The organism is Streptomyces adustus, assembly GCF_009377175.1.
Classification (GTDB): Bacteria; Actinomycetota; Actinomycetes; order Streptomycetales; family Streptomycetaceae; genus Streptomyces; species Streptomyces adustus.
Genome location: NZ_VJZD01000004.1, coordinates 58,865 through 83,914, shown reverse-complemented (window position 1 = coordinate 83,914; position 25,050 = coordinate 58,865). Strand labels below are relative to the sequence as shown.

General features: G+C 68.5%; 20 protein-coding genes and 3 pseudogenes. 16 read left to right on the top strand and 7 right to left on the bottom strand.

Features of this window, described 5'->3' with window-relative positions:
• Positions 1-231 precede the first annotated feature (231 nt).
• Positions 232-927, top strand: coding sequence for a class I SAM-dependent methyltransferase (locus FNH09_RS02230; protein ID WP_338017439.1), 696 nt, complete (start codon positions 232-234; stop codon positions 925-927).
• Between the two features lie 115 nt (positions 928-1,042).
• Here FNH09_RS02230 and FNH09_RS02225 read toward each other — a convergent pair whose 3' ends face one another.
• Positions 1,043-1,981 (bottom strand): AraC family transcriptional regulator, encoded by a 939-nt coding sequence (locus FNH09_RS02225; RefSeq protein WP_152884498.1) that lies wholly within the window; start codon positions 1,979-1,981, stop codon positions 1,043-1,045.
• A 432-nt stretch (positions 1,982-2,413) separates the two neighbouring features.
• Here FNH09_RS02225 and FNH09_RS02220 point away from each other — a divergent pair, with 432 nt between their 5' ends.
• The 6 genes from FNH09_RS02220 (at position 2,414) to FNH09_RS02195 (ending at position 9,458) form a co-directional block, all read left to right on the top strand.
• Complete coding sequence (locus FNH09_RS02220) at positions 2,414-3,169, top strand: SDR family oxidoreductase (protein WP_338017441.1); 756 nt, start codon at positions 2,414-2,416, stop codon at positions 3,167-3,169.
• 108 nt (positions 3,170-3,277) lie between these two features.
• Positions 3,278-5,611: an ATP-binding SpoIIE family protein phosphatase gene (locus tag FNH09_RS02215; RefSeq protein WP_152884495.1), complete on the top strand. Its 2,334-nt coding sequence runs from the start codon at positions 3,278-3,280 to the stop codon at positions 5,609-5,611.
• Positions 5,612-6,094: 483 nt separating this feature from the next.
• A complete protein-coding gene (locus FNH09_RS02210) occupies positions 6,095-6,604 on the top strand; it encodes a cupin domain-containing protein (protein WP_152884493.1) in 510 nt (169 codons plus the stop codon).
• 30 nt (positions 6,605-6,634) lie between these two features.
• The gene (locus FNH09_RS02205) at positions 6,635-7,402 is read left to right on the top strand and encodes a LysE family transporter (RefSeq protein ID WP_152884491.1); all 768 of its coding nucleotides are present in this window, start codon (positions 6,635-6,637) and stop codon (positions 7,400-7,402) included.
• A 181-nt stretch (positions 7,403-7,583) separates the two neighbouring features.
• Complete coding sequence (locus FNH09_RS02200; RefSeq protein WP_152884489.1) at positions 7,584-8,168, top strand: TetR/AcrR family transcriptional regulator; 585 nt, start codon at positions 7,584-7,586, stop codon at positions 8,166-8,168.
• Positions 8,169-8,471: 303 nt separating this feature from the next.
• On the top strand, positions 8,472-9,458 hold the full coding sequence (locus FNH09_RS02195; RefSeq protein WP_152884487.1) for a zinc-dependent alcohol dehydrogenase family protein: 987 nt from the start codon (positions 8,472-8,474) through the stop codon (positions 9,456-9,458).
• A 79-nt stretch (positions 9,459-9,537) separates the two neighbouring features.
• Here FNH09_RS02195 and FNH09_RS50010 read toward each other — a convergent pair.
• A pseudogene (locus FNH09_RS50010) lies at positions 9,538-9,726 on the bottom strand (threonine/serine dehydratase); the annotation flags it as partial.
• A 60-nt stretch (positions 9,727-9,786) separates the two neighbouring features.
• Positions 9,787-10,044, bottom strand: a pseudogene (locus FNH09_RS48110) (transposase family protein); the annotation flags it as partial.
• Positions 10,045-10,355: 311 nt separating this feature from the next.
• Here FNH09_RS48110 and FNH09_RS02180 point away from each other — a divergent pair.
• Positions 10,356-10,913, top strand: a pseudogene (locus FNH09_RS02180) (AMP-binding enzyme); the annotation flags it as partial.
• A 409-nt stretch (positions 10,914-11,322) separates the two neighbouring features.
• On the opposite strand, the gene FNH09_RS02175 reads toward FNH09_RS02180, so the two are convergent.
• On the bottom strand, positions 11,323-12,159 hold the full coding sequence (locus FNH09_RS02175) for an alpha/beta fold hydrolase (protein WP_152884485.1): 837 nt from the start codon (positions 12,157-12,159) through the stop codon (positions 11,323-11,325).
• Positions 12,160-12,230: 71 nt separating this feature from the next.
• Between FNH09_RS02175 and FNH09_RS02170 the strand changes: the two genes are divergently transcribed.
• Entirely contained in the window at positions 12,231-13,196 is a 966-nt protein-coding gene (locus FNH09_RS02170; RefSeq protein ID WP_152884482.1) for an ArsR/SmtB family transcription factor, read from the top strand.
• A 74-nt stretch (positions 13,197-13,270) separates the two neighbouring features.
• On the opposite strand, the gene FNH09_RS50005 is transcribed toward FNH09_RS02170, so the two are convergent.
• Positions 13,271-13,738, bottom strand: coding sequence for a transposase family protein (locus FNH09_RS50005; RefSeq protein ID WP_420802731.1), 468 nt, complete (start codon positions 13,736-13,738; stop codon positions 13,271-13,273).
• 363 nt (positions 13,739-14,101) lie between these two features.
• Here FNH09_RS50005 and FNH09_RS02160 point away from each other — a divergent pair, with 363 nt between their 5' ends.
• Positions 14,102-15,121 carry an alpha/beta fold hydrolase gene (locus tag FNH09_RS02160; protein WP_152884477.1) on the top strand — a complete coding sequence of 340 codons (1,020 nt, stop codon included), beginning with the start codon at positions 14,102-14,104 and terminating at the stop codon, positions 15,119-15,121.
• Between the two features lie 1,039 nt (positions 15,122-16,160).
• Here FNH09_RS02160 and FNH09_RS02155 read toward each other — a convergent pair.
• The gene (locus tag FNH09_RS02155; protein ID WP_152884474.1) at positions 16,161-17,204 is read right to left on the bottom strand and encodes a LacI family DNA-binding transcriptional regulator; all 1,044 of its coding nucleotides are present in this window, start codon (positions 17,202-17,204) and stop codon (positions 16,161-16,163) included.
• A gap of 491 nt (positions 17,205-17,695) precedes the next feature.
• Between FNH09_RS02155 and FNH09_RS02150 the strand changes: the two genes are divergently transcribed.
• The 6 genes from FNH09_RS02150 to FNH09_RS02125 all read left to right on the top strand — a co-directional run bounded on the left by FNH09_RS02150 (position 17,696) and on the right by FNH09_RS02125 (position 23,548).
• Positions 17,696-19,018, top strand: a complete 1,323-nt coding sequence (locus tag FNH09_RS02150; RefSeq protein WP_152884472.1) for an ABC transporter substrate-binding protein — start codon at positions 17,696-17,698, stop codon at positions 19,016-19,018.
• Positions 19,019-19,462: 444 nt separating this feature from the next.
• Entirely contained in the window at positions 19,463-20,344 is an 882-nt protein-coding gene (locus tag FNH09_RS02145; RefSeq protein WP_152884570.1) for a carbohydrate ABC transporter permease, read from the top strand.
• Positions 20,345-20,358: 14 nt separating this feature from the next.
• On the top strand, positions 20,359-21,279 hold the full coding sequence (locus tag FNH09_RS02140; RefSeq protein WP_152884469.1) for a carbohydrate ABC transporter permease: 921 nt from the start codon (positions 20,359-20,361) through the stop codon (positions 21,277-21,279).
• A gap of 61 nt (positions 21,280-21,340) precedes the next feature.
• Complete coding sequence (locus tag FNH09_RS02135; protein ID WP_152884467.1) at positions 21,341-22,789, top strand: GH1 family beta-glucosidase; 1,449 nt, start codon at positions 21,341-21,343, stop codon at positions 22,787-22,789.
• Between the two features lie 129 nt (positions 22,790-22,918).
• The gene (locus tag FNH09_RS02130) at positions 22,919-23,329 is read left to right on the top strand and encodes a diguanylate cyclase domain-containing protein (protein ID WP_152884464.1); all 411 of its coding nucleotides are present in this window, start codon (positions 22,919-22,921) and stop codon (positions 23,327-23,329) included.
• Positions 23,330-23,344: 15 nt separating this feature from the next.
• Positions 23,345-23,548: a hypothetical protein gene (locus tag FNH09_RS02125; protein ID WP_152884461.1), complete on the top strand. Its 204-nt coding sequence runs from the start codon at positions 23,345-23,347 to the stop codon at positions 23,546-23,548.
• Positions 23,549-23,737: 189 nt separating this feature from the next.
• Here the strand turns inward: FNH09_RS02125 and FNH09_RS02115 are convergent, their stop codons facing one another.
• Positions 23,738-24,910: an NB-ARC domain-containing protein gene (locus FNH09_RS02115; RefSeq protein WP_152884456.1), complete on the bottom strand. Its 1,173-nt coding sequence runs from the start codon at positions 24,908-24,910 to the stop codon at positions 23,738-23,740.
• Between the last annotated feature and the right edge of the window lie 140 nt (positions 24,911-25,050).

Below are 25,050 nucleotides of genomic sequence, written 5' to 3'. Positions count from 1 at the left end.
TGTTTCCTGTCTCAACGACACTAGTTGTCCCGTTCAGTGCCGGGAACGGGCCTTCGCACCACCGACAGCCAGGGGTTCCCATCGAGACGGTCGGACTCGCTGCGCGCAGCGAGCCGTCCATCAGGCCCGCCGAACTCCGGGCACTCACAAACCGGTTCGGTGAGGACCGGGCGCCACCCTGTCCGAAGTCGACTCAGACGCGACGGGTCTGCCACGGGATCCGAGATCCTGGTGGCGCGACCGCTGTTCCCGAACGCGCTGGAGATGTCCGCCATGCCCCACCTCGACAGCCAGCCCGCCTACTGGGACGCCGCTGCTACCACCAAGACGTTCACGCATCCACTGCACTTGCCGTGGCTGGACGACGTCGACCGGCAGGCCGCAGTCCTGGACTACGGCTGCGGATACGGCCGGACCATGCACGCCCTGCGACAGCAGGGCTTCACCAGTGTCTGCGGCGTCGACACCTCACCGGGAATGATCTCCCGGGCACGCGCCCTGCATCCCACGATGCGCTTCACCGTGCTGGACTCACCGCCGACACTGGCCCACCCGGACGCGAGCATCGACATGGTCATCCTCTTCGCGGTGCTGACCTGCATACCCGGCGACGACGCACAGCGGCGGCTGGCCAGCGAGCTGAGCCGCGTTCTCAGACCGGGCGGAATCCTCTACCTCAGCGACCTGTTGCTCCAGAACGACGAGCGCAACCGTGACCGCTACGCCAGATTCGCGGAACGTTATGGCACCTACGGAGTCTTCGAGACCGGCGACGGCGCAGTCTGCCGCCACCACCCGATCGACTGGTTCACCTCCCTGCTCGCGGACTTCGAGATCACCGGCGCGCGCCGCATCGCCGTCGCCACCATGAACGGACACGAGGCAGAAGGAATCCAGATCCTGGCCCGCCACGGGCATCGCCGCTGACCGCGTCCCCCGCCGGCACAACGGGCCCGGTGACAGCCCTGCCGGGCCGGGCGCTACGAGTCCGACGCCGTCCGTCGTGGCACGAGCGGGCGATCCGTGCCGACCCGTCGTGACGTCACCGATCGGAAGTCACGGCAGACCGCGACTGCCTGCGGTAGCGGCCCGGGGCGAGCCCGATGACCCGCTTGAAGGCGTGGCTGAAGGCGCTCTCCGAGCCGTAGCCGTACTGCGTGGCGATGGAGGAGATCGTCCGGTTTCCCGTGCGCAGCTCTCGTGCGGCCGAGCGGATCCTCCAGGTGGCGAGGTATTCGAGGGGCGGGGTGCCGACGAGCTCGTTGAAACGAGCCGCGAAGTGCGACCGGGACATACCGGATTTGGCGGCCAGTTCGGCCACCGTCCACACGTGGGCGGGGAACTGGTGCATGAGGGAGAGCGCGGTGCCGATGGCGGGATCGGCCAGGGCGGTCAACCAGGCATGTCCGGTGGAACCCTGGGCAGCGACGTAGCTGCGCAGCACCTGGACCAGAACGATGTGTGCCAGCCGCTCGACGATCAGGCCACTGCCGATCTCAGGGGTGGCAGTCTCCTGGCGCAGCATGTTCAGCGCGGTGCGGATGGCGCCGGCCTCGTCCGAGCCCGCGGGAACGTGCACCAGTGGGGGCAGCACATCGAGGAGGACTGCGGCGTTCGCGGTGTCGAGGTGGAACCCGCAGCCGACAACGACCGAGTCCACAGGCCCGTCTGAGGGTCCGACACGGACGGTGCCGCCTTCGACGAAGCCCGTGAAGATCTCACTGCTGGGCTGGGCGGGGACCCTTGGATCACTGGAAAGCCGGTACGGACGGCCATTGCCCAGCAGATAGCAGTCGCCCGCCACGGCCCGGACGGGTGCAGCACCTTCGGTCTCCACCCAGCACTCGCCCTCAAGAACGGCACCCAGCTTGATGTGCTGATATCCGGCAAAGGAGATCGCCCACGCACCTACCCCTTCCAGGCGCGCGAAATTGGCGCTGCGCATGTCCAGAAGAGCGAGAACATCGTTGAGGGGATCCATCGGCTCCCTTGTCAGCTTGAGGCGGAGCCTCGACGGTGAGACTTCGGACGAAGTGAACAGTGACAGTCGGACAGGATATGCCAGTAGCGGCTCCAGGCGATCCGGGGGAGGATGCGTGGGCACGCCGATGCGAGGCCGGATCCTTACGGCCGCGTAAGTCCCTCCTGGAAATCACACCCCTCAACCGTACCGTTCGTATTCTGATCGGGAAAAACTCTCCGAACAATGCGCGGGGCTCCACGATGTGTGCGCCATCGTCCGAGTTCGTTCATCCCGATTCAAGCCTCGTAGGCGTGCCGCCTCCCGAAGGCCTGAAACAGAACACCCGGGAGGCATATATGGATCTGACGGCATCAAGTAAATGCAGATGTCATGATGATTCAGCGTGGACGCTGAGGTGCGGCCGCACACAATCAGGCGTCGGCCTGCCGTCTGACATTCTTTCGGAGGGTTTCTCATGTCTGTCGCGTCCGCGGCCCGAGCATTCGATGGCCAGCGTCTGGTCGTCATCGGGGCCGGTTCGCACACCGGTCGGCAACTGGCCCGGACAGCGTCCTCCGCCGGCGCCGAGCTCCTTCTGCGGGCCCCGACCCGCAGAAGGTCGAACGCACCGCGGAAAGCCTGACCGGCCCCGCGGAGGTCGTTCCGCTGGACATCACCGACGAGGAGTCGATCGCGGCTCTCGCCGAACGGGCCGGTGCTTTCGATCATCTGGTCTCCACTGCCGCCGTACCCGCCAACGGTCCGCTGGCCGAACTGGAGCTCGGCGCCGTCCAGCGCGCTTTCGCGGCCAAGGTGATCGGTCCGCTGCTGCTGGCCAAGCACATCGCGGATCAGGTACGGGACGGCGGTTCGTTCACCTTCTTCTCGGGCTTCGTCGGATGGCGTCCCGCTCCTGGGCGCACGGTGATGGCCACGGCCAACGGAGCGCTGGCCCATCTGGTGCAGGCCCTCGCCGTGGAGATCGCCCCGGTGCGGGTCAACGCGATCTCCCCGGGCATCGTCGACAGCGGTGCCTGGGACAAGCTCGACAACGAGCAGGCATTTCTCCGTGACGTGGCCGAGAGCAACCTGACACGGCGCGTGGGCGCCGTCGACGACCTGGTGCAGGCCGTGCCGTTCACCATCACCAACCCGTTCGTGACCGGCACCGTGGTGCACGTGGACGGCGGCGCCCGACCGGTCTGAGCCAGCCGTGAGTGGGCGTCCGGCATTCGGTGAGTCTCCGGATCCGTCCTCAGAGGCCACTCCGCTTCCGCACGGCGGGGCAGGGTGGCCGGAGGTAGTGTCGATGGCATGAGCGCCCGCCCAGCGCAAGCGGCTCGCTGGCGGTCGCAGCCGCGTGGGCGTGTCGACAGGGCGGAAGGCGTCATGGAAAACCTTCCGAAGAAGCAGGAAGCCCGGCCGGACACAGCCGACGCCATTGAGCTCCGCAAGGTGCTGGTGTCGTCCTTGGCCGAAGCGTTGGCCACCCGTGAGGCCCCCGCCGGCATCCTCTTTCTGATCGATGCGGACCGGTCACGGTTGCGGGCGGCAGTGATCCAGGGCTCGGTTCCCTTCCTCTTCGGCATGCCCGACGTCATATCCGTCGACGCCGACCACGCATCCGCGAGGGCGTGGCGGACGGGCGCTTTCACGGTCGCCAGCGCACCCGCTCCACGGCCGGGCTCCGAAGAGGCGTTCCGCTTGATTCCCTTTCCTTACTCCGCGGCCTCTGTGCCGCTGGTGGCCGAGGACGGCACACGGTTCGGCGCTTTGACTCTGGTGCGTCCACTGATGCAGGGCCCTGCCTGGGCGTTCGACGCCGACGAGCGGGACGTGCTGTCGGGCGTCGCAAGCCGTCTCTCGGCGGAACTTGCCGTGCTGTCGGCGCGGGGGGTGACCGTGGCGCCCGGTCCGAGCGCGATTCTGGTGCCGAGCCCGGGCGACCAGGGCGGCCATGACGTTTCCAGGTGGGGCGCGCCGGGCGCGCCGGAATCCGCGGGCCTGTCGCTCATGTACCACGTGCACCATCTGAGCACCCGGCTGACGCAGCTCACGAGCCTCGACGAAATCCTTCCTGCGGCACGGGCCCACATGATGGTCCCGTTCGGCGCGAGCGGGATCATGATGGGACACGTCAAGGACGACCGGCTGTGGATCGTGGGCAGCAGCGGCGTGAGCGCGGCCCTGATCAGGGGGATGCATGCCACGAACCTCACGCCGGGCAGTCCTTGGGCCGACGCGGTTCTGGCGCACTTCCCTTATTTCTTCGACAGTCCCTCCGGGCTCCAGAGCCACTATCCCGACGTCTACGAGGCCGACGACACGGTACGCAGCTGGGCCTTCCTGCCTCTCGGGGTGGGCAGCCGTCACGTGGGGGTGTGCTGTCTCACCTTCGACGACGAACGGGTCCTCACCACCGAGGAACGGGCCGCGCTGATGATGCTCGCGGACCTGCTCGCCTCGGCGGTGGAGCGGGCGAGGCTCTCGGCCTACGAGCACACTCTGGCCGAGAGCCTTCAGCGGACACTGCTGCCACGTTCACTGACCGCGCTGCCGGGAGTGATCACCACTGCGCGCTATGTCCCCGCGCGAGGAGAAGCCGGTCTGGGCGGCGACTGGTACGACGTGCTGCAGCTTCCGGATGGGCGTGTCGCGCTGATCGTCGGCGATGTGGAGGGCCACAGCACGGACAGCGCCATCGTCATGGGCCAGCTGCGCAGCGCAGTGATGGCCTACGCCAGAGAGGGCCATGATCCTGCGGCAGTCCTCAACCGGACCGGGCGACTGTTGTCCGAACTGGACACCGAGCTCATCGCCACCTGCTGCATCGCCTTTCTCAGTCTCTCGGACGGGGTGGTCGAAGTCGCCCGCGCAGGTCACCCCGCTCCCCTGCTGCGCCGTCCGGACGGACAGCTCCACCACCTGGACACCGTGGTCGGCGTACCGCTGGGCGTCGGCGAGAGCGCGGTGACGAACACGTCCACCATCGTCCCGCCCGGATCCACGCTGATGCTCTACACCGACGGCATGTACGCAGCGAAGACCGGAGAGTTGTCGCCGTCCGTCCTCAAACTTCTGACGGAGGCGGACGGGGACCTGGAGGAACTCGCGGACCAGTTGACGGAAGCCGCTGCCGATGGCCACGACGACCTGAGTCTGCTGCTGGCCCGCTTCGAGGGCGGCGTCGCGGGGGCCAGCCGGCGCATCGAGCGTTTCGAGATACCGCGGCATGACCTCGCGGGCGTGGCAGCGGCACGTCGCTTCGTCCGCGGATGCCTGCGGCGGTGGGACGCCGCGGAACTCACGGACACACTGGAAGTGATCGCCTCGGAAGCGGTGACCAACGCCCTCACCCACGCAGACAGCGCCGTCGACATCCGTATGCGTGAGTACGAGGACCACATCCGGCTGGAGGTACGGGACTCCGACGCCCACCCCCCCTTGCCGTCGGCCATGTCGGTCACCGACGAGGCCGAGCAGAGCCAGGCCGAGCACGGTCGCGGGCTGCAGATCGTCGACAGTCTGGCCACGACATGGGGCAGTTCGCCTCATGGCCGCGGGAAGACCGTATGGATGGAACTGCAGAACCCGAGAAAAGAAGCAGACAGAGAGGACGGCAAAGACACGGGATCCGGCCCGCCCTGACCGGCAGGAGGCCAGGAGAGGCCCCGGATAATTTTCTGTGACACATCAGAGAATGCCGAAACGACATACCCTACGCCTTCGCACTGTACTAGCTAGTACCTGCTCCTGCGGAATGCTCTCTGCGAGACAGAACTCCCGAGGACGCCGACCGCTCTCGTCCTGTGTGACCTCCGCCACCTCCACAGCACTCCGTTCGCCGATGCGCGTCCTCGTGCGGCAGAGCAGCTGTTCGAGCAGCTCAGAGCGGCACAACGGATTCGCTCACGGACTTGAACCGCGGCAGCTCGGACTTCGGGCAGGCCGCTCTCCATTTATTCGGGATCCTCTCTTCTTGCGCGAGAGTCCAAGAATGGTTTCCCGTTAAATCTTCCACCGTATTCTACGAACCGGACCGGGGCCGCACGATACAGCACTGCTAGCGCAACAGGGAATAGCCCGTTGAGACCCACCCCCATCCTTGGTATTCCCCTATGGAGGTTCTTCATGACAGCGTTCTCCACGCCGGCCGAATTCATTTCGCCGACCGTACTGGCCCCTGAGGAGCAGAAGGCCGTGTGGTTCCTGGGAGCTCTGGTCACGCAGCGCGTGTCCTCCGAAAGCACGGGCGGTGCCCTCGCGGTCCTGGAGCATCGCGGCGAGCGCGGCTACAGCAGCCCCCTGCACCGGCATGACGATGACGACGAGACCTTCCTCGTCCTGGACGGCGAGCTGCGGGTGGAGGTCGGTGGAGAGAAGCGCAGCGCGGGCCCGGGCAGCATTGTCGTCCTGCCGAAGGCCCTGCCTCACGCCTTCGTCGTGACGAGTCCGACCGCACGCTTCCTCACCCTGCACACTCCCGGCGGTTTCGACACCTTCACCCTTCAGGCCGGCTCCCCTGCCGCGCCCCCGTACCTCGTCATGCCCAGCGACCTTCCTCCGCTGGATCCCGCCGAGCTGGCCAAGGCAGCGGCCTCGTTCGGCATCGAGATCCTCGGCCCGCCACCGACTGCCTGAACGGGGACGAGCAGGCGCGTCAACGAGCACATGAGAAGGGGCCTTCCGCGGCGGTGGGCCCCTTCGGCCGGGTCACCGCCGCGGCCCCGTGTGAGCAGGGCCGCCCTTCTGCCACATCACGTCGCCGACGCCGGGAACAACGCCCGGCACCCAGGTGCTCAGGCAGGCATGCCTGTGTCATCGATGATTGCTCTTCTGGCTGTATGGCTCCTAGCGCTCGCCAGCCCGGGACCTGACTTTCTGGCGGTCACGCACTCGGCGATGGCCAGGTCGCGGCGGGACGCCATGTGGGTGGGCCTGGGCGTGACGACTGCGAACGCCCTATGGATCTTCTCCAGCCTCGCAGGCGTCACCGTGCTCCTGACGCGGGTGCAGGTCGTCTACGACACCATCCGCATCGCCGGTGCTCTCTACCTGCTCTACCTGAGTTTCCAGATGCTGCGCTCGATCAGGCAGCCGGGGGAATCCGCGCAGGTCGCCGTGGTCAAGGCCGAGTCCCGTTCACGGGTGGCAGCCTGGCGCATCGGGGCCCTGACCAACCTGGGCAACCCCAAGGTTGCGGTCTTCTTCACGAGTGTCTTCGCGGCGATACTGCCCGCCCACCTCGGCTGGGGGCAGCGCACAGGCGCAGGTCTCGCCCTCGTCTTCATTGCGGGTGTCTGGTTCTCCGTCGTGGTCGCCCGAGTCTTCTCCCTCCCGAAGATCGCGGCGGCATACCGCCGTGCGCGCCGGTACATCGACAGCGTGACCGGCGTGATGCTCGCCGGGCTGGCCGTCCGTATCGGCCTCGAAGGCTGAACCTCCCGCCGGCAGAGCATTGGAGACTGCTGTGAGCCGTTCGGCGCGGGCCTGGGGTCGCGGACCCCGCCGTCCGCGACGGGTAGGGTTCGGCGCCGCACCGCACGGATCACCCGACCGGCATCCTGATTGCCTCCCAGGGAAAAGACGTACTAGTCTGTCCGATTAGGGAGGGCCGGCCATGGCTACGAAGTTCCGCAGAACGAAGTCCGAGGACAGGATTCTCACCGCGGCGGCGGACTTGTTCTACACCCACGGCCTGCGTGGGGTCGGGATCGACCAGGTCATCGAGAGGTCCGGGGTCGCGAAGTCCACCCTCTACGCGCATTTCCGCACGAAGGAACAGCTCGTGGCGGAATACCTCCGCAGGACGGACACCTCCTGGAGGGCGCAGTTGTCGGCAGCCGCCGAGCAGGCGGGCGACGATCCTCGCGAGCAACTGGTGGGCATGTTCGACGCCCTGTCGGACGCCTTTGACCGCCACGGCTTCTTCGGCTGCCCGTTCGTGAGCGCAGCGGTGGAGGCCGAAGCCGACTCGGAGGCGCACGCCGTGACCGTGGAGCACGCGTTGCGGCGGCAGACATGGCTGACGGAACTCTGCCGACGGGCAGGGGCGGCGGACGCCGCGGCACTCGCCCGGCACCTCGGGCTCCTGATCGACGGCGCTCTGACATCAGGGCGACTGCTGCAGGACGGCGGCGTCGTGGCCGAAGCCAAGGCCGCGGCAAGGCTTCTGGTCGCTGCGCATACCGGTACGGCCGCCTGACCGCTCCGGCCGAGACCGTGCTCGTGCTGTCCGACACGGGGCATGAGCGAGCGCGAACAACCCGTCGGCGGATCCCGCGTCGCTATCCGTGACATTGATTTGTCATGTACCTAACATTACAGGAAGTGGGCAGGTCAGGCTGGCGGCAACGAGCGATTCAGCTCCCCGCACGGCGCCTCGCTCCCCGTGTCGCGCTCCGCTTGCCGCTCTTAATCGAACGGACTAGTCTGTTTGATTAAGCGGGTTCGGTCGTACTGGACCCATGCCTACGTGGTTCAACAACGCACATCCGAAGGTGGCACCATGCATGCAGTAGTCCTGGAACAGTTCGGCGCCCCCATGGTGCTGAAGGAGATCGAGAAGCCCGCCGTCGGCGCCGGTCAGGTACTGGTGCGGATCGAGGCAAGCGGTGTCAATCCGCTCGACATCAAGATCGCTGCAGGCCAGGCAGCGCACGCCAAGCGCGTCCCTCCGGCGGTGCTCGGTCTGGACATGGCCGGCGTGGTCGAGGAAGTGGGCCAGGGAGTCAGTGAGTTCGCCCCGGGCGACGAGGTCTACGGAATGACCGGCGGTGTCGGCGATCTGCAGGGCTCACTGGCTCAGTACGCGTCGGTCGACGCCCGTCTGCTGGCGCACAAGCCCAAGACCTTGGACATGCGCGAGGCGGCCGCGCTGCCGCTCGTCACGATCACGGCATGGGAGGGCCTCGTCGACAGGGCGCAGGTGCGCAGCGGCCAGAAGGTCCTGATCCACGGCGGCGCCGGCGGTGTCGGTCACGTGAGTATCCAGATAGCGCGTGCGCGTGGCGCCGAGGTCTTCGCGACCGACGCCCCGCACCGCCTCAAGGCTGTCGAGGCTCTCGGGGCGACCGCGATCGACTACACCTCCGAGACTCCGGAGGACTACGTCGGCCGTCTCACTGACGGTGAAGGATTCGATGTCGTCTACGACACGGTGGGCGGCCCGGTCCTCGACGCGTCCTTCGCCATCGCCCGGACCTACACCGGTCATGTGCTCAGCTCCCTGGGCTGGGGGACCCACAGCATCGCTCCGCTGTCCTTCCGCGGTGCAACCTACTCGGGTGTGTTCACCCTGGCCCCCATGCTCACCGGTCGCGGTCGCGAGCACCACGGCGACATCCTGCGCAATATCGCCGGCCTGGTCGACACCGGCAAGGTGAAGCCGACGCTGGACCCCCGCCACTTCACTCTCGCCGAGATCGCGCAGGCACACACGGCAGTGGCCGACGGCAGCGCCACCGGCAAGGTCGTCGTCACCATCAACCACTAGAGCCGCCGCACCTGCCGTGCAGCGATCCACCTGATCGGCCCGCGAAACCGACGTCGACCACAACGACAGGCCTGACCCCCTACCCAAGGTCCGGCCTGTCGTGCACCAGGTCACCGGGGTCGGCGTTGGCCCCGCACAACGCGCGGCGGGCTCGGACGATCTCAGCATCGGGCACAAGTACCGAGCGCGCGCCGTATTGTTGGGCGGCATGCACCGCCATGGCAGAAGTACGACGGGCGCCCAGGGAGTCGGCGGCCGCCGAAGGCACCGCTGTCGGCGACGAAGGACTCACACGCCGTCGGCGCCTCTGCGTACTCGGTGCCGATCAGCCGGACGTCGGCGCCGTAGGTGAGTGCGGCAGGTCGTGCCGCAGATGGATCAGCGGGGCCACCAGTCGGTCGACGCTAACCAGCTGATGGCGGGCGCCAGCACCTTCGGCCCTCTTCCGGACATCACCTCGCGCAGCATGGCGGCAACCCTCGAACCCGGCCTGCCACGGTACGGCCAGCTCCTGCACCGATTCCGCGAGATGATGCCGGCAGAGCCCCGTGAACAGCCGATGTGCCAACACCGCCCGATTGGCCACGACCGTCTCCGACCAGGCCAGCCAGGCCACCCTTGAACGATGCGAGCGGCTCGACGGAGTCTTCCGTGCGTGGCGGTTCGGGGCACGCCGGTTGTTTCAGCGTTGGGCGGTTGTTGCGGCCGCTGCCGGCCGTGCGAGTGCTGGGTCGGCGTTTGACGCGGTTGCAGGCGGCCAGGACCGCCAAGCCCAAGAGAACGGGCTCGGAAGCCACGCGTGCCTGGTTCCTCTTGGACCATCGGCGCCGTCCACCCCGGCGGTCTCCGATCACGCCGGCGCCGTCGTGATCCCCGTCCCCGGCGATCACGACGGCAGCCTCCTTCAATCACCCCGACCGGCCCCGCCGGGCCGGCTCCGTCGGCACGCCCATCGAGGGCGTCGAGATGCGCATCCTCGACCCGCAGGACGGCGTCGGCGAGCTCTGTGTCCGCGGCCACAACGTGATGGCCGGCTACTGGAACCGCCCCGAGGCGACCGCCGAGACCATCGTCCACGGCTGGCTGCGCACCGGCGACCTCGCCCGCGTCGACGAGGACGGCTACTACTTCATCGTCGACCGTAAGAAGGATCTCATCATCCGCGGCGGCTACAACGTCTACCCGCGCGAGATCGAGGAGGTGCTGTACGAGCACCCCGCCGTGGCGGAGGCCGCAGTGATCGGCCTACCACACGTCACGCTCGGCGAGGAGGTCGCCGCCGTGGTCGCGCTGCGCCACGGCAGCGCGGCCGGCCCGGACGAGCTGCGGGAGTTCGTCCGCGAGCGGGTGGCGGCCTACAAGTACCCGCGTGAGGTCTGGCTCGTCGACGCTCTACCCAAGGGCCCCACCGGCAAGATCCTCAAACGTCAGATCACCGCCCCGGAGAGCCGCTGAGCTGAGGGCGGACACCCCGCCAGCGTCTGTGCGCCGCCCCGAGGCGTACGATCACCGGCCCAGACGCCGATTCAGGGGAGAAGGGGGACAACTGCGTCGGTCTCAAGGGGATTCCAGCATTGGGGAGCCGTCACGCCGGGCTGGCGTGATGTTCGAATGCGGAGGTCCGGGTCCGTCCGAGACGCGTACGCTCATTCCGGGTGGTAGCGAGAGGCCGAACGGCCAGCGCGGCGTGTCCAGACTGCGACCGCTCCCCAGCAGGCGGGATCAGCGATGAAGCGTCAACAGGCACGGTCTTCCACTCGAATCACGGGGCGTCGAGAACTCCATGATCTTGGAAGCCCGTGCCTGTCACACTTCCAGGCGCCGCCACAGCTCTTCAACGGCTGAGGAACAGCGGGGCTGTCACCTATCCAAGGAACGCCGCGGTGGTGGCCACGAACCGGTCCGCGTCGTCGAGCCAGGGGAAGTGCCCGGCTCCGGGCTGGACAACGAGCCGGGCGTTCGGGAACAGTCTGGCGAGCTCGGCCATGGTGCGCGGCGGGGCACCGAGGTCGACCTCACCGGCCAGCACGAGCACCGGCGGTGCAAACCGGGCGAGAGCGGCACGAGTCGCGTCCTGATCGAAAGCGCCTTCGGCGCTATAGGCCGCCACGACCTCCAGGTCCTGCTGCTCTTGGTCAGCCGCCTGATGTGCCTGTGCCGCCGCGTCCCAACGCCCGTAGGAGAAAGGCGCGATGGCCTGCCAGCTCTCGGCGGTCGCCTGGCCCGCGACGATTGCCTCCAGAGCCGCGAACGCCACCGGGAACCACGGCTCGTCCCGGCGCAGCTGTGCGGTCTCGCGCCGGAGCTCGCCCGGGATCGCGATACCGACGGCTCGGACGCTCGCCGTGATCAGCGAAAGCGTGCTCACGTGCTCCGCATGGCGGGCCGCATACAGCGCAGCAAGATTCGCGCCAGCGCAATGCGCGAGCAGATCCATCCGCTCCAGGCGCAGGTGCGCACGCAGGGCCTCCACGTCATCGACCAGGCGATCGCAGCGGTAGCTGGCGGCGTCCTCCGGCACCGCGGACTGACCGGTGCCGCGCAGATCCAGCCTGATCAACTGCCGGTGCGCGGACAGCCCGCCGAGGTCGCCGAGGTAGGCGGAGGCCGTCGGCCCTCCTGGCAAACAGACCACAGGCGGGCCGTCGCCGACTACGTGGTAGGCGAGCTTGGTGCCGTCGTGCGCGGTGAAGAAGTCCATGCCCGGCAGCCTGGGGGAGGCGATGAGCGTTGGCTATCGTTTAGCCACAGCTACACGATAGGGGCGCCCGAATGGCGGTCGAGATCAGGTTCACCGCGGCGTCCGTCGCCAAGGTGCGGTTCGCCATCTCACCGCTGGGCGAGACGGTACTGGCACTGCGGATCCTGCTGGGCACCGGCGGGCACGCGGTCCACCAGCCATGGGTGCGCCAGGCGCGGCCGCTGCTGGCGGACGAACGAGAACTGCCGCTGCTGCGTGCACTGATCGCGGGACCGTTGCCGTCGTTCCTCTTCCCGGTACCGGGAGAGCGGCTGCCGTCGATGGCGGCGGAGTTGGACCTGCTGCGGGAGACAGAGGAGGACTTCTTCCGGCGTGAGTACGGCGCGGTCCTGCGTGTACCGGCCGAGGAGGCCCCTGAGCCGGCGGCGGTGCTGCCGCGGCTGGCGGAGGCGCTCCTCCGCTGCTACGAGCTGATGATCGCTCCGCACTGGGGCCGGATGTTCGCGGTGCTGGAGGCCGACATCGGCAGGCGAGCGCTGACCCTGGTGGACGGCGGGGTGCAGGCACTGTTTGGCGCGTTGCACCGGGATATCGCTTGGGACGGTGGCCAGCTGGTGGTGCACGGCCGACGGACCCCGCGCTCCGTCTACACGGTGGACACCGGCAGACATGGCCTGGTCGTGCTGCCCAGCGTCTTCAACTGGCCGAACGTGGGTGTCGACAAGTCCCCGGTCGCCGCCGCGTCGATCCGCTATCCGGTCACGGGCGTCGGACTCCTCTGGGAGCCGTCCCCGCCCCCACTGGCGGGCCTGGCCCCAGTGCTGGGCCACACGAGGACGGCGCTGCTGGCCGCTTTGGCCGAACCCTTGACGACCGCGGCCCTGGCCACACGCCTGGGCGTCACCCCCAGCGCGGTCTCGCAACACCTGCGCGCGCTACGAGGCGCCGGCCTGGTAGCGACACAACGCAATGGCCGCACCGCGCTCCACCTACGCACGGAACGAGCGACCCATCTGTTGGGCACCACCTCTCCGTAGCGCCGCTGGCAGAGTGCCCAAGCCTCAGTCATCCGACACCCCCCCAAGATTGAGGATCTCCAGACAAGAGATCACTACAAACCAGACGGCCCTCGACCGGCCGGTACGGCAGATCGTCCAGGCCGGCGGGCGCGTCCACCTCGGCAGGAGGCCGCACACGCACGGGCGCCGCGTGGTTGTGCTGGACGCCGACAACCGGGCCGTTGAAGTGTCCGCCGCGGAAATCGGGGACACGCATCAGGCAGTTCAGCACGGTCGCCCAGGACAACGTGTAGTGCAGGAAGGAGAGAAGACGAGCTCCGGCCGAACTCGCCAACGGCCCTGACCACCCGCCGCAGCGCCGGGGTGCGCCGTTGGTATCGCTCCGTCAGTCCCTCGACCTGCTCGACAGACGTCGTCTTCGGGCAGTCCGGCCACTCGCAGTACAGGCGCCGCACCGACAAATCGATCACCACAGGGCGGCCGCCCACTGCCTCGTCCGCAACGTGCCGCACATACCGGGAGTGCACCCGGTCCGACACCTGCCGGCACCCCGGACACATTTTGGGCGCGTCATCCCTGGTCAGAGCCGTAATACGCACTATGCCCCCGCTGGCCTCCACCTGTTCAACCTGTACCGAGGCCAGCTGCGGGAACAGCTCGCCAAGTACGACAGCACAACCCAAGCCTGCCGCCGACGCCCTCGCCGCATCACCGGATCCGGATCACCGGAAGGATCAACAGCTACGAAAATCTTGGAAGAGCCGACCGTCCTACGGTCCCCCCGTTGCGCTTGTCACGCCTGATGTGGCGGCAGTTGCCCCGTCTGCCGTACCGGATTCACCCGTTTGCCCTGGCCGGGGTGGTCGGTCGCCACGACCGGGTGAGGCTGAATGGGGTATGGCCCGACGAAAGGCGAGAATGTGATGAGAGCGCTACACGGCATACGTCCCCGCACTCGGCGGCTCCGTATCGCGGCCGCGGGATGTGCCGTCGTCGCCTTGTGCGGGGTCCCGGCCTCGTCGGCCGCGGCCGACGGCGACACGCGCAGCGGCAAGCCCACCGTCGTGCTGGTGCACGGCGCGTTCGCCGACGGATCCAGCTGGAACGGTGTGGTCACGCGGCTGCGGCAGGCGGGCTATCCGGTGATCGCTCCGGCCAATCCGCTGCGGGGGCTGGCCAGTGACGCCGAGTACATCCACAGCGTGCTGGAGAGCATCCAGGGGCCTGTCGTGCTCGTCGGCCACTCGTACGGCGGCGCCGTGATCAGCGAGGCCGCGGTCGGTGACCCCCAGGTCAAGGCTCTGGTCTACGTCGCTGCGTTCGCTCCCGCGGCGGGGGAGAGCGCTCTGGACCTCTCCAACAAGTTCCCCGGGAGCACGCTCGGCCCCACCCTGCGCAGCGTGTCGTTCCCGCTTCCGGGAGGTGGCACCGGGACCGACGAGTACATCAAGGTCGATAAGTTCCACGACCAGTTCGCCGCCGACGTGCCCATGTCGGTGACGGACCAGATGGCCGCCACCCAGCGTCCCGTGGCAGCCTCTGCCCTGCAGGAGAAGGCCACGAAGGCCGCCTGGAAGACCATCCCCTCCTGGGCCCTGATCACCACGGAGGACCGCAACATCCCGCCGGCCTCGCAACGCTTCATGGCCCAGCGCGCCCACGCGAATGCCGTCGAGATCAAGGCGTCGCACGCCGTCGCGGTGTCCCAGCCCGGCGCGGTCGCCCGACTGGTCGAACAGGCGGCCCGGGCGACCACCGGGACGGCCGCCTCTGCCGATTCCTCCGCCGACTCCTCCGCCCCGGGTCTGGCAAGCACCGGTTCCGGACGGCAGGTCCGGCAGGCCCTCGTCGGCGGCGGCGCGGCGGTCGGCTCGATGGCCGTAGGCTCCGCCCTCGTCGTTCTCGGCCGGCGACGCCGGTCGGACGCCGGCTGCGGCCACTGACGTGACAGCGGCCGTGCCTCACGGGACTCCCCGCGCGTCGGGCGACGCGCCGGGTTCGGCGGACTTCCTGAGTCCGCCGGACTCTCCCGCGTCCTCCTCGCGCAATTCACCGTCTCTCCGGACCGCTTCGCGAGTCTTCGGGATCTGACGGCGGGTGCACGACAGCAGACACACGTGCGGCCCCGGCCGGAAGGCCAAGGCCACGAAGCCAGCGCCGGAGCCGCAGACGTGCGTGTGGTCGTGAGCTGTCCCTTCCACAACCACACCCTCCACAACGGAGACAGAGCGCTCCGCATTCCCCCGCCACGGCTGGCTTTGTCCACTTCCAGAAGCAGCGTTTGTCCGCGGGTTCGGGCAGCAGTTGCGGATCTTGAGGCCCGTGAATGCTCACGAGAATCAGCAGCGTCGGCGGGGCGTCACTGCCCGGCGGGCGCTGGGCGGGTGAGCCCGGCTCCGACCCTGGCCAGCATCTGGCCGAGGAGGTGGAGAGCTCGTGCCCGTGTCAGCACTCCGCGCGCTCCTGAGGGCTGATCCAGGCCGGCCGGCATGGTGGCGGCGTGGCGAAGCCCCTCGTCGTCGGTGTGGTGATCTCACTCAACACGCCGACAGTCGGGGGGCTTCGTCGGTACGTGTTCCCGGTCCGCCTTCGGCACGTCCTGGAGGTCGATCACGGTCGGCCGGTCAGGGGCGGGCGGACTTCCTGCATGCGAGCGCCGTCAACCGTGGAGAGCGCCGTACGGAAGATCTCGTGCGGACGTGTCCGCGGTGAAGTCGCGCATGATCAGGTCCGGTGAGAGCGGCGCGGTCCTGTCCGCGATCGTCGTCCGCTTCTTCTTGGAAGAAGCCGTACCCGCACGACGTCCATCGAGCAAGTGCCAGGGCTCTCCGCGCGCTACCGCCGTTCCAGTACCGGGCCGGCCAGCCGGCCACGGCCGATCGCGATCCAGGTCGGCGCCGTCCCGCCGCCCGGCTGTGCCGACGCATGCGGCCCGCCGGGGGCCGGACGCGGCTGCTCAGCCGCTCGGGCTCGGCATCCCGGTCAGGCCGACTCGCGCACGACCAGCTCGGTCGGCAGGATCACTTCCCGATGGCCCTTCCCTCGTCGATCGATCTCGTCCAGTAGAAGGCCTGCCATGGTGTGGCCCATCTCCTCGATCGGCTGACGGACGCTGGTGAGCGGAGGATCGGTGTGCCGGGCCACGATCGAGTCGTCGAAGCCGACGACCGCGACGTCGTCGGGTACCCGCCGTCCGTGGGCGCGCAGTTCGAGCACGGCTCCCGAGGCTGTCACGTCGGAAGCGGCGAAGACCGCGTCGAGGTGGGGATGGCGCTGGAGGAGACCGCGCATAGCCGCGCGCCCGCCCTCTTCGGTGAAGTCGCCGTACGCGATGAGGTCCTCATCCACGGTGACGCCTGCGCTGTCCAGCGCTTCGCGGTAGCCGTCGAGGCGGGCGCGGGCGACGTCCATGTCCAGAGGCCCGGTGATGGTGGCGATGGTGCGGCGGCCCTTGTCCAGAAGGTGGCGGACCGCGAGCCGGGCTCCGCCGCTGTTGTCGGCGCGGACGTGTCCGACATGCTCGATGTCGTTGCGCCGACCGGCCAGCACGGTCGGTACGGAGAGGTCTTCGAGCAGGTCGGGAAGCGTGTCGCCGGAATGGACCGCGACCATCAGGACGCCGTCCACGCGGTGTGAGGTCAGGTACGACGCGAGCTTTGCGTGGTCTTCGTCCTCACGTACCAGTACCAGCAGCAGCTGCATGCCGGCGGCGGTGAGCCTGGCTGAGACGCCCCGGATGATCGCCGAGAAGTACGGCTCGGAGAACAGGCGGGTCTCCGCCTCGGGCACGACCAGGGCGACCGAGTCGGTGCGTCGGGTGACCAGTGAGCGGGCCGCGAGGTTGGGGACATAGCCGAGCTCGGCTATCGCCCTCTCGACGACGGTGCGCGAGTGATCGCTGACATTGGGCGAGCCGTTGATGACCCGTGAAACCGTGCCCCGTCCGACGCCGGCCCGTGCCGCGACTTCCGTCAGCGTCGGACGCCGCCCGGCGGCGGCTCGGGACGGAGATTCGGCAGCGGGCATCGTTCACCTTCCGGATGCTAATGGATGACGATTCATTGTGGCGCAACAATTTAGCAACGCCGTTGACTAATCCGTCGGGCGCGGGCTCCAGCCGCGATGCCACGCCTCTGAACTGCGTAAATACTCCACATGGACAGCAGATGCCCGCCGGGTGACGGGCCTTGCCGGGGCAGCTGGGCGTGGCCTCGGACACATTGAGGCAACGGCGGAGACTTCAAGTCTTGACATCTGAGCGTAACGGAGGGAAGTCTTCCGCCAGGCCGCATGGGAGCGGTTCCACGCTTCGCCGGAACTCTTCCCCGGCGACTCAAGAGCATCAACGGCCTTTCCCTCCGCGTCGTGCGGCACGTCTGCGGCCGACACGTTCTCCCCGCACGCCTCGTGCTGGACAGAGCGCTGTCCGCCTGCCCGCACCCGGAGGGCAGTCCGGGTCGCAAACCATGGCGACCTGCTGCCCGAGGCCTGTACAAACTGGGACAAGGAGTAGTGGAATGCGCATCACCAGCACTGCTGACGGCCGCGGCCGCATAACCGCCCCGCTGGCCATCACGGTCCTGGCCACCTCGGCCCTGTTGCTCACGGCCTGCGGCAACGGCGGTGGCAGCTCGAACGCCTCGGGCAGCGACGGGAAGATCACCCTCACGGTGGCCGACTACGGGCAGTTCGGCTACAAGGAGGCCGGCCTGTTCGCCAAGTACCACGAACTCCACCCGAACATCACGGTGAAGGAAGAAGTCACTGCCAACGAGCAGGACTACTACCCCAAGCTCCTTCAGCAGTTGAACACGGGCAGCGGTCTCGCGGACGTGACCGGTATCGAGGTCGGCCGCATCAAGGAGGTCGTCGACACCCAGGCGGGCAAGTTCGCCGACCTGAGCAAGACGATCAATGTCGCCGACTGGGTGCCGTGGAAGGAGAAGCAGGCCACGGCCAAGGACGGCACGGTCATCGGCGCCGGCACCGACATCGGCCCCATGTCGCTGTGCTACCGCAAGGACCTGTTCCAGAAGGCAGGACTGCCCACGGAACGTGACGCTGTAGCCAAGGCTGTCGCCGGCGGCTGGGAGGACTACCTCAAGCTCGGCGAGAAGTACAAGAAGAGTGCCCCTTCGGACACCTACTTCATGGACTCCGCGAGTGCCATGTTCAACGCAGTCGTCAGTTCCGGCTCGCAGCAGTATTACGACGCCAAGGGCGACGCGATCTACAAGAACAGCCCCGCGGTGAAGCAGGGCTGGGACCTGGCCGCCGAGGCGGCGTCGAAGAAGCTGACCCAGGGCCTGCCCCAGTTCACCGACGCCTGGACGGCGGCACTGCGCAAGGGCACCGTCGCCACCGTGGCGTGCCCGGCGTGGATGGCCGGCCAGATCTCCACCAACTCCGGTGACGCCTACAAGGGCAAGTGGGACATCGCCCACGCGCCGGGGTCGACCGCGGCCAACTGGGGAGGCTCGTTCCTGTCCGTCCCCAAGAACGGCCAGCACGTCAAGGAGGCCGCCGACCTCGTCAAGTGGCTGACGGCGCCCGAGCAGCAGGCGGCCGTCTTCAAGGCGATCGGTGTCTTCCCGTCCAACCAGGGTGCCTACCAGCTCACCGACGTGAAGGACGCGAAGCTTCCGTACTTCAACGACGCCCCGATCGGCCAGATCTACGCCGAGGAGGCCAAGGCCATCCCTCAGGCCGTGCTGGGCGCGAAGGACGGCGTGATCAAGGACACGATCTCCACGCAGATCAACAACATGGAGCAGCGCGGCACCAAGTCCGCCGACGCGTGGAAGGCCGCGACCGAGACGATCGACAAGGCCATCGGCTGACCCTCGCCGCGGCCCCGGTGCCCCGGGCCGGCCGCAGACGGGAGACCGTCCACGGCCGGCCCGACACCGGTCATCTCTGAGACGGCGTCAGGCGCTCCGCGCATCCGACGCCAGGCGCTGACGGTTGGTTCCGGCCCGTGTCCGGCCCGCATCCGAGTGAGCGGCCGGGCCGCGCAGCCCGGCGCCGGCCGCAGGCCACCCCGCGCCGCGGACCGCGAGGTCCGCAGCACGGGCCCGATCGTCCGACGACTCCACACAGCAGGTGCCCGGGCCGACCGCCCGCCCGTGCTCCGCACTTGGCTTAACCTCCAGGGAAGGACTCCCCCTGTGGCAACAACGCCCTCCTCACCGGGTGTCTACGCCTCCGCAACCGGTGGCTCCGGCTCGACACCGACGGGACAGGGTCGCTCGGCCTGGCGTTCCCGGTTGTGGCGCTTCGACGACATGGCATCGCCGTACGCGTACATCGCCCCCTTCTTCCTCATCTTCGGCGCCTTCGGGCTCTATCCACTCCTCTACACGGGCTGGATCGCCCTGCACCGGGTGGAGATGACAGGCCTCGACCAGTCCGAGTGGGTGGGTTGGGAGAACTTCTCGAAGATCCTCCAGGACTCCGAGTTCTGGACGGCCGTCTTCAACACGTTCGTGATCGGTGTGATCTCGACCGTGCCGCAGCTGCTGGTGGCCCTGGGGCTGGCGCATCTGCTCAACTACAAGCTGCGCGCCAGCACGTTCTGGCGAACGCTGATCCTCACCCCGTACGCCACCTCGGTGGCGACCGCAGCTCTGGTGTTCGCCCTGGTCTTCCGGGCCGACGGCGGCCTGCTGAACTGGGTGCTGCACTTCGTCGGCTTCGGCAACACCGACTGGGGCAACGGGGAATGGACGTCGAAGATCGCCATCTCGGTGATCGTGATCTGGCGGTGGACCGGATACAACGCGCTCATCTACCTGGCAGCCATGCAGTCCGTGCCGACCGAGTTGTACGAGGCGGCCTCGATCGACGGAGCGACGCGGTGGCAGCAGTTCCGCAAGGTGACCATTCCCTCGCTGCGGCCCACGATCCTGTTCACCATCGTCATCTCCACCATCGGGTCCATGCAGCTGTTCGGTGAACCGCTGCTGCTGCAGGGCGGAACGCTCGGCTCCATCGGAGGCAGCGAGCACCAGTACGAGACGTTGAGCATCTACCTCTACAACTACGGCTGGAAGCTCGGGCACCTGGGTCCGGCCGCAGCCGTGGCCTGGACGATGCTCGCGCTGCTACTGCTCATCGCCTTGATCAACTGGATCATCGGCCGGTTCATGCGCAAGAGCGCGGTCTGATGGGAGTGAATTCGATGACCACGACAAGTCTCACCAGCGACCTCGGCCTTGCACCGTCCTCCTCGCCCACACACGGCGGCACGGGACGCGGCCGTCGTCTCAGGCTCGGCGCCGGCCAGCATCTCAAGGGCGGTCCTTTCACCTACGTCTCTCTGATCATCGTGGGTCTGGGATCGGTGCTCCCGCTGTACTGGACCCTGGTCGCCGCCTCGCACGACCAGCAAAGAGTCCTCGACAACCCACCCCCGCTCGTCCCGGGCGGCCGTCTGTGGAGCAACCTCCAGGCGGCGTGGGAACAGGCGCACCTGGGCAAGGCCATCGTCAACACCGCCGTCGTGGCGGGCTGCATCACCGTCGCGACGCTGTTCTTCTGCACGCTCGCCGGCTACGCCTTCGCCAAGATGCGCTTCAGGGGACGCGGTTTCCTGATGACCGCGGTCATCGCGACCCTGACCATCCCGCCGCAGCTCAGCGTGGTACCGCTGTTCATGATGATGTCGAACATCGGCTGGGGCGGAAGGCTGGAGTCGGTGATCTTCCCGACGCTCGTCGGGGCCTTCGGCGTCTTCTTCATGCGCCAGTACCTGCTGGAAGCCCTGCCCTACGAGCTCATCGAAGCGGCCAAGGTGGACGGCGCCAACAACTTCCGCATCGTGTGGAGCGTCGTCCTGCCGGTGGCCCGGCCCGCGATGATGGTGCTGGGCATGCTCACCTTCGTGCAGGCATGGAACGACTTCTTCTGGCCCTTCCTCGCCCTCAACCAGGAGAACCCCACCATCCAGGTGGCGCTCGGCCAGCTCAGTGCCTCGTACACCCCCGACCAGAGCATCGTCATGGCTGGCGCGCTGATCAGCACGCTGCCGCTGCTCCTGGTCTTCGTGATCTTCGGCAAGCAGATCGTCGGGGGCATCATGGCCGGCGCCGTCAAGGGCTGACACCGGGGCCATCGACCGAACCCTCGGTCCACCATCCGTACCTTTTTTGGAGCCGTTCACCATGACCGCCGTACAGCCCGAGACCCACACCGACCCGGCTTCGGTCACCGCTTTCCCCACGGACTTCGTCTGGGGCGCGGCCACAGCCGCCTACCAGGTGGAGGGTGCCGCCGCCGTGGACGGGCGCACCCCGTCGATCTGGGACACCTTCAGCCACACCCCCGGAAAGGTCCGCAACGGGGACACCGGTGACATCGCCGCCGACCATTACCACCTGTACCGCGACGACGTCGCCCTGATGAAGGACCTCGGTCTCAAGGCATACCGGTTCTCCATCTCCTGGTCGCGGGTCCAGCCCACCGGACGCGGCCCCGCCGTCGAGCGCGGTCTGGACTTCTACCGCCGTCTCACCGACGAGCTGCTGGAGGCGGGGATCACCCCCGTCGCCACCCTCTACCACTGGGACCTGCCCCAGGAGCTCGAGGACGCGGGCGGGTGGCCGCACCGCGAGACCGCGCAGCGCTTCGCCGACTACGCCGACATCATGGCCCACGCCCTGGGCGACCGCGTCGGCGTGTGGACCACCCTGAACGAGCCGTGGTGCTCGGCCTTCCTCGGCTACGGATCCGGCGTGCACGCCCCGGGGCGCACCGAACCGGCAGCCACCCTGCGCGCGGCCCACCACCTCAACCTGGGCCACGGCCTGGCGATCGGCGCACTGCGTGCGGCGCTCCCGTCGTCCGCGCAGACCTCCATCACCCTCAACCTGCACCAGGTGCGACCGCTCACCTCGAGCGCGCAGGACGCCGATGCCGCGCGTCGCATCGATGCCGTGGGCAACAGGGTCTTCACCGGTCCGATCCTCGACGGCGCCTACCCCGCCGACCTCCTCCAGGACACCGCGCACATCGTCGACTGGAACGAGCTGGTCCACGACGGCGACCTGGCGGAGATCTCCCGCCCCATCGACGTGCTGGGCGTCAACTACTACTCGCCCACCGTGGTCTCCCACCCCGCCGAAGGTGCCGGCACCACCAAGAACGACGGCCACGGCGCGAGCGACCACTCGCCGTGGACGGGTTCGGACCACGTGGCCTTCCACCTCGCCAACGACAACCTCACCGCCATGAACTGGGCCATCGACCCGAGCGGTCTGCACACACTGCTGACGGACCTCGCGGCCTCCCACCCCCGGCTGCCCCTGATGGTCACCGAGAACGGCGCCGCCTTCGACGACTACGTCTCGCCCGAGGGCAAGGTCAACGACCCGCAGCGCGTCGCCTACCTCCACGCCCATCTGGACGCGGTGCGCCGGGCCATCGCCGACGGCGCCGATGTCCGCGGCTACTTCCTGTGGTCGCTGCTGGACAACTTCGAATGGTCCTACGGCTACTCGAAGCGCTTCGGCGCCGTCTACGTCGACTACCTGACGCAGCGCCGCATCCCCAAGGCCAGCGCCCACTGGTACTCGGACGTGATCCGCAACAACGCACTGCCGGACGCAGTCTGACAACGCCCGGGGCCTGGCTCCGATCCGGCACCAGGCCCCGGCGACAGACCTGGACCCGTCCCCGGCGTCCGCCGCCAACGGGTTCTTCACAGCACCGCCGCGTTCGCTTTCGAGCCCCTTGACGAAGGCGTGGAGGCTGGGCCGCTCGCCCTGGCCGCCCTCGCGGCCGACGACCTGCGGGTGCGCCGCCGGCTCGACACCGCCCGCCGCGACCCCCTGACCGGACTGCCCGGCCGCGACGCCCTCATGGCCCGCACCGACCGGCTCGCCCGCACCCGCCGCGAGCAGCTGCACGTCCTGGTCGCCGACGCCGACGGACTGAAGAGGGTCAACGACACCCTCGGGCACGCCGCCGGCGACACCCTCATTGCCGCCATCGGCCACCGCCTTGGGGCATGGGCCACCGCCCGCAGTGGACTCGCCGCACGCCTCGGAGGCGACGAATTCGGCGCCGTCCTGCTGCTGCCCCCGGCCGAGACCACCCAGGAGCTCGCCGGGCTACACGAGCTGCTGGAACAGCCCGCCGACCACGACGGGTAGACCCTGCGCCCGGCCGTGTCCATCGGCACCGCACGCGCCGCCGACCTGCCCGACACAGCCGGACCCGCCCGGCTTCTGCGTGGCGCGGACATGGCCATGTACCGCGTCAAGACCCGCGAGCAGCAGCCCGGTTACCTGGCCACCCGTCACGACGCTTACACGCCCTCGGTCCACGGGCGCCGCCCCGGACGGCCCGGCACCCACCTGCCCCTCGCATGACCAGCCGGGCCCGCAAGAAGCCGTTATGGGAGCCGGGCGAGATCCCGGCAGCCGGCGCTCTCATGGACTGGCGCGACGGCCGCCACTTCGACCACCGGCAAGACCGACCATGCGCGCTCTGCGCCAGGCCTACGCCGATGCGCTCCCACCGCGGCGAGCCCGCCCACAAAGCCTGCGCGGAGAACTGGATCACCGCCCACCCGACCGAGGCCCGCCTCGGACGGTTCGCCCCCGACATCCAGCCCAAGCGCGACAGCAACGACGACCATGCCTGACACCCGGACTGGAGACCCTATGAGCCCCGCCGGCCACCACGCTCCGAGCATCCCGTTCCCTGTGCCTCCGACCCGGACCGCGTGCCAACAAGGGCCGCGTACGTTCGACGTCGACCGGGGCGAGGGGGATGCTGTCCGGGGCGTACCAGGCCAGGGTACGCAGCAGGTCCACGGCCTGAGGCTGGAGGGCCGTGATGCGGTCGAGGGTGATGGTCCAGACCCGGGCGATGGTGCGCTCGGCGGGGGTGGTGACCGCGCCCGCGCGGTACATGCCCGCTGGGTATTCGGCGAGCAGGGCGAGGTAGGCGCGAGGGCTGGTGAACAGGTTTTGTGAGAGGTAGGCAGCAACCTGTTCGACGGCCAGGGGCAGGTGACCTAGTTCTTCGCAGAGTTCGGCTGCGCCGTCGAGGTCGCGGGGGCCGGCTGCGGTGATGGTGCGGGTGAGTAGGGCGAGGGATTCGGCCGGGTCGAGGGTGTCGAGGCGGATGAGGGTATTGCCGTCGGTCCATGCGGTGGCGAGACGGCTGGTGATCAGGAACCGGCCGTTTCGGGCCCGGGCGATCAGCGGGGCGATGTCGGCGGGGTCGTTGACGTTGTCCAGGATGATCAGCCAGCCGGTGTGACTGGCCAGCCACTGCAGACCGTACTCGGCTAGGGCCTCGGCGGTCAGTGTCCGGTCCAGGTCGGGTTGCAGCGCGGTGGCCAGGCCGGCCAAGCCCTGCTGGATACCGGCGGGAGTGTCGGCGGTGATCCACCGGACCGGGGCCCGGCCGTGGGAGCGGGTGGCCGCCCAGTGCGCGGCCAGGGTGCTCTTGCCGATCCCTCCCAGCCCGTGCACCGCCTGCACCAGCACTACCCCGGGAACATTCAAAGCGGCGTCCAGACAGTCCATCTCTTCGCTGCGACCGACGAAGTACCCCGGCCGGTACGGCAGATCGTCCAGGCCAACGGGCGCGTCCACCTCGGCGGGCGGCCGCACAGGCGCGGCCTGCTGGCTGCGCTGGACGCCGACAACCGGGCCGTGGAAGTGGCCGCCGCGGAAATCGATGTGGTCCCCGCGCCCGCCCTCAACCTCTTCCCGATCCATTCCTCTCACCACTGCATCCCCCACGACATAGCCGAGCCCAACGCCTCGACCGTAGTAGGGCGAACACATACCCCACGCCGAATGCGCTGATATCAGGCAGACTCCCGGCAGGTCGGCGTCAGGCCGTTCCAGACCCTCGT